We start from the raw sequence: 4,996 nt of genomic DNA on the forward strand, positions 1-4,996 counted from the left end.
CTTCCGATCTGCCCTTTCGCGACGCAAGGCCGCTCCTACAGAGTGCCAATGCAGAGTGCCAATACAGAGGCTTAGTGCCGCGGCTCCAGGTCCCCCGAATACAGCTCATCCTCGGACTCTTCCGACCCCGCGATCTTGTGTTCTTCCGCCGCCCAGGCCCCCAGGTCGATCAGCTTGCAGCGATCAGAGCAAAACGGCCGGCACGTGCTTTTCTCGTTCCATTCCACAGGTGCGCCACAGGTAGGGCAGTCGACGGTCAATGGCTGGCTCATGGCTGGCCTCCTCGTAAAGTCAGGTAAAAATGATGCAGACGGTCGATCTGCTCGTGCAACGCGGCAAGGTCGCGGTCATTGACCACCACATCGTCGGCATGACGCAGCCGCTCTTCACGGGCCAGCTGCGCATTGAGAATGGCCTGCACCTGCTCCGGGCTGGTGTTGTCCCGCTGCAGCGTACGTTCCACCTGCAACGCCTGCGGCGCATCGATCACCAGCACGCGCTGGGTCTTGCGATACTGGCCCGACTCGATCAGCAAGGGTGACACATACACGGCATAAGGCGATTCGGCCTTGGCCAGGTAGCTGAAAATCTCCTGCCCGATCAGCGGGTGCAGCAACGCCTCCAGCCACTGGCGCTGCGCCGGGTCGGCGAAAATCAGCTGGCGCAAGGCCGCGCGGTCGAGTTGGCCATCGTCCAGCAGCACGCCAGGGCCGAAGCGCTCGACAATGCTGGCCAGCGCCGGTCGCCCAGGCTCGACCACCCAGCGCGCCGCCTGGTCGGCATCGACCAGGTGCACGCCAAGCTCGACGAAGCGCTCGGCGGCGGCACTCTTGCCGCTGCCGATTCCGCCGGTCAGGCCCAGAATCCAAGGGGTGAAAGCTGCAGTGGTCATCAGAATCCAAGCAGTTGCATGTAAGAGGCGTATATTTCATCACCCCAGAGCACGGCAATCCACCCCGCAATTGCCAGATAGGGCCCAAATGGCATGGCCGTACCCATGGAATGCTTGCGCACCCGCAGCAGGTACACCCCAACCAGCGCCCCAAGCACCGACGACAGCAACAAGGTCAGCGGCAGCACCTGCCAGCCACCCCAGGCGCCGAGCAGCGCCAACAGCTTGAAGTCGCCATAGCCCATGCCTTCCTTGCCGGTAACCAGCTTGAACAGCCAGTACACCGTCCACAGGCTGAGGTACCCGACCACCGCGCCGCATACGGCATCGGGCAAGGGCACCCATACCCCGAAGTAATTGACGATCAGCCCAAGCCACAGCCCCGGCAGCACGATGGCATCGGGCAGCAGTTGTTGGTCATGGTCGATCAAGCTCAGGGCCAGCAAGCTCCAGGTCAGCGGCAGCAGCACCAGTGCCTCGACGCTGGCCCCGTAGCGCCAGGCCACCACCATCGACAGCAGCGCACAACCCACCTCGACCAACGGGTAACGCACGCTGATGCGCTGTTTGCAGGCCGAACAGCGCCCGCGCAACGCGAGGTAGCTGAGCACCGGGACGTTTTCCCACGCCCGTATCTGGTGCCCGCACTGCGTGCACTGCGAGGCCGGCAGGCACAGGTCGAAACGCTCGTGCTCGGTCACCGGCAGCCCCAGCACTTCGTGTGCCTCACGCTGCCATTGGCGCTCCAGCATGATCGGCAGGCGGTACACCACAACGTTGAGAAAACTGCCCACCAACAGGCCGAGCACGGTCGCCAGGGTGATGAAGTAAGCCGGCTCTATCGCCAGGAAGGTCCATAAAGTCATGTTCAGATCAAGCTACCCAGCTGGAAGATCGGCAGGTACATCGCCACCACCAGGCCGCCAACCAGCAGGCCCAGGACCAGCACGATGGCCGGCTCCAGCAGGCTGGTCAACTGGTCCAGCGCCTGGCTGACCTGTTCCTCGTAGTGGCTGGCGGCTTTTTCCAGCATCTGGTCCAGCGTGCCACTGGACTCACCGATGGCCACCAGCTGCACCAGCAGCGGCGGGAACAGCGGTTCGGCCGCCATCGCCTGGTTCAGCCCCTGCCCATTGGCCATGCCTTGGCGCAAGCGCTGGATCGCCTGTTGATGCAGCTCGCCACCACTGGCCTTGGCCACCGTACCCAAGGCATCCAGCAGCGGCACCCCAGCCGTATAAGACGTTGCCAGGCTGCGCGCAAAACGCGCCAGCGCCGCCTGCCCCAGCAGCTTGCCGAACACCGGCAGGCCCAACACCCGCTGAGTTATCCACAAGCGCGCTGGCCTGTGCTTGCGGTAAAGCTCGCGCCCAGCCACCGCCAACAGCACCGCACTTACCAGCAACACCGGTGCATGACGCCCCAGCCCTGTGGACAAGTCGATCACCCACTGGGTGAAGGCCGGCAGTGCCGCATCAAACCCCGCGAACAGGCTTTGAAACTGCGGGATCACCTCCAGTAATAAAACCGCCGAAACGCCCAACCCGGTCAGCAACAACAGCAGCGGGTAGATCATCGCCTTGCGCAACTTCTTGTGCAGGGCCAAGCGCTGTTCCAGCATGCCCGCCAGCTGCTCCAGCTGCCGGTCGAGCGTGCCGGACTGCTCACCCACACGCACCAGGTTGCAGTACAACGTATCGAACCACCCCGGGTGGCGCTGCAACGCATCCGCCAGCCCCAGCCCCGATGCCACATCCTGTTTCAATCGAACCAGCAACGCCGCCTGCGCCGCATCACAGCCACTGCGCCCCATCACCTCGAACGCCTGCAGCAGCGGCACCCCGGCTTTAAGCAACGTCGCCAACTGCCGGCTGAAACCCGCCGGGTCGGTTTTCTCCCGCCGCTTCGGCCAACGCCACGCCCGCCCGCCAGCAGGCCGCAAACGCGCCACCAGAATGCCCTGGCGCAGCAACCCGGCGCGCACATAAGCCGGGCTGCGCCCAGCCATTTGCCCACTGACGGCCAGGCCATCAGCGTTGGTGCCCTGCCAGGCGTAAAGACGTATCGAAGGGTTCATGCAAAGGTCCTTTTTTGCCCGTACGACAAGCCTCGAAACAGCTTGCCGCGTCCATGAGAGGGCGTGCTTCCCTGATGCTCACTAGAGTAGTTCAGCGAAGATGACGCCCAGGCTGGCAGGGGTGACAAAAGGTGTCTGTTCAGGCCTACTGCGCCGCTGCCAGCCTGGGGCCGAGAGTGACCCCAATGTGTATGCGTATCAAACAAGGAAAACGTTCATGAAAGGGCAACGCGGTATCACCCTGATCGAACTGATGATCGTCGTCGCGATCATCGGCATTCTGGCGACCATCGCCATACCGATGTACACCAACCACCAGTCCCGCACCAAGGCCGCAGCCGGGTTGCTGGAGATTTCGGCGCTGAAGACGGCCATGGACCTGCGCTTGAACGAAGGCAAGGATGTGGCGGATGTAGCCGCGCTGGGTGGGCAACCGGCGACAGCGCATTGCGCGATTACCGCCAGCGGCAACGCAGCTGCCGGCACCGGGAGCATTGTGTGCACACTGGTGGATGCACCGGCCACCGTGGTTGGCAAAGCCCTGACCCTGACCCGCTCGGCTACTGGGTGGGGCTGCACCACCAACATCGAGGAAGACCTCGCGCCGAGTGGTTGCAAAGGGGCTTGAGGGCAGGGCAATAAACGAGGGGAAACAGGGGTTTGCGTAACGGGTGCGGCAGTGGTACGTTGCGCTACACGCCGGTGTAGCTCAGTCGGTAGAGCAGCGCACTCGTAACGCGAAGGTCGCAGGTTCGATTCCTGTCTCCGGCACCACATTCAGATTGGCCATTGGCGATTTTTCGCTTGTTGGCCCTGCTAAGAAGCCCGCCTTGTGCGGGTTTTTTTGTGGCTGTTCTTTACGCTGTTGATCTGCGTGCTTTGACTTGAGGGGGCGCGGTTTTCCACTTAGGGTTGCAGGCTTTTCTAGATAGTGTGTATCTGTTGATTCGGTTTGGACCAATGTTCACGGGGGAAAACCCGAGTTTTTTCTAGATAACGTTTTTTCCGTTTAGAGATAATTTTGAGAGGCCCCAGTTTTCTCACTACGACCTGCTGCTGAGTTATTCCGCAGACTGAAATTGGAGGGACCCACCCAGCCCAAGCGTTCTAGCTGAGTGCATTGATGTACGAATTGGCAATGGCGGAGTAGAACGTCTCGACCACTGTGGTTGAGGTCAAACGTCTTTTGTTCTGTAGGCCAGCGGCGAAGGCTGTGATAATGGAAGGCAATGACAAGGGCCATGCCGTGCTGACCATCTCGAATAACGTGCATCTGCCAGATGCCGACATCGAACTGACATACATCCGCGCGCAAGGCGCAGGCGGGCAGAATGTCAACAAGGTGTCCAGCGCCGTGCACCTGCGCTTCGACATTCCCGTCTCGTCGCTGCCCGAGTTTTACAAGGAGCGGCTGCTGGCGCTGCGTGACAGTCGCATCACCGGTGACGGCGTATTGATCATCAAGGCCCAACAGTACCGCACCCAGGAGCAGAACCGCGCTGACGCACTGGCGCGTCTTGCCGAGTTGATCATCACTGCCGGCAAGACCGAGAAGAAACGCCGCCCCACCAAACCGACCCTCGGCTCGAAGACCCGCCGCCTCGAAGGAAAAGCCAGGCGCAGCACTGTCAAGGCGGGGCGGGGTAAGGTGGAGTTCTAGTGCGGTGTTTCAGAAGTACCAATGAAAATTGCTCAAGGCCCGTGCCGCACGAGCGACTGAGGCCAGGATGTCCTCGGCTTTTTTAAGGGGGGATGCCTGGAGATTGTATTCGGGGCAACCAGGTGCCTGGCTTGGCATTTTCAGCGCCTATCAGATCCGGCGCCGCCCGCGCGGCGCATCGCGAGCAAGCTCGCTCCTACATCTGTTTCGGGCCAGTATCGCCTGTGCCAGCGCGCGCGACCGCCTTGTTTGTACGACACAATATTGAGGCGGACGCTAAGGGGACGCGCGCCAATGCCTCAGGAATAACTGGCCCGAAACGGATGTAGGAGCGAGCTTGCTCGCGATGCGCCGCGCGGGCGGCGCT

General features: G+C 61.9%; 6 protein-coding genes and 1 tRNA gene. 3 read left to right on the top strand and 4 right to left on the bottom strand.

The window, feature by feature from the left end; all coding sequences use genetic code 11:
* Positions 1–71: 71 nt before the first annotated feature.
* Genes yacG through NP534_RS25560 form a run of 4 tightly spaced genes read right to left on the bottom strand, consistent with a single transcriptional unit; the run spans position 72 to position 2,969 of the window.
* Entirely contained in the window at positions 72–272 is a 201-nt protein-coding gene (gene yacG / locus NP534_RS25545; protein WP_047582821.1) for a DNA gyrase inhibitor YacG, read from the bottom strand.
* Positions 269–892, bottom strand: coding sequence for a dephospho-CoA kinase (coaE, locus tag NP534_RS25550; RefSeq protein ID WP_047582819.1), 624 nt, complete (start codon positions 890–892; stop codon positions 269–271). Before coaE ends, yacG begins: the two co-directional genes overlap by 4 nt.
* Positions 892–1,758 carry a prepilin peptidase gene (locus NP534_RS25555; protein WP_274100566.1) on the bottom strand — a complete coding sequence of 289 codons (867 nt, stop codon included), beginning with the start codon at positions 1,756–1,758 and terminating at the stop codon, positions 892–894. The genes coaE and NP534_RS25555 overlap by 1 nt, the downstream gene beginning before the upstream one ends.
* Before the next feature lie 2 nt (positions 1,759–1,760).
* Entirely contained in the window at positions 1,761–2,969 is a 1,209-nt protein-coding gene (locus tag NP534_RS25560; protein ID WP_274100567.1) for a type II secretion system F family protein, read from the bottom strand.
* Positions 2,970–3,186: 217 nt separating this feature from the next.
* Here NP534_RS25560 and NP534_RS25565 point away from each other — a divergent pair, with 217 nt between their 5' ends.
* From NP534_RS25565 to arfB, 3 genes are all read left to right on the top strand, one after another.
* Positions 3,187–3,597, top strand: coding sequence for a pilin (locus tag NP534_RS25565; protein WP_274100568.1), 411 nt, complete (start codon positions 3,187–3,189; stop codon positions 3,595–3,597).
* Positions 3,598–3,667: 70 nt separating this feature from the next.
* A tRNA-Thr gene (locus tag NP534_RS25570) sits at positions 3,668–3,743 on the top strand.
* A 472-nt stretch (positions 3,744–4,215) separates the two neighbouring features.
* Positions 4,216–4,629: an alternative ribosome rescue aminoacyl-tRNA hydrolase ArfB gene (arfB, locus tag NP534_RS25575; protein ID WP_274100569.1), complete on the top strand. Its 414-nt coding sequence runs from the start codon at positions 4,216–4,218 to the stop codon at positions 4,627–4,629.
* Positions 4,630–4,996: the final 367 nt, after the last annotated feature.

It is taken from the genome of Pseudomonas sp. 39004, assembly GCF_028682155.1.
Classification (GTDB): Bacteria; Pseudomonadota; Gammaproteobacteria; order Pseudomonadales; family Pseudomonadaceae; genus Aquipseudomonas; species Aquipseudomonas capeferrum.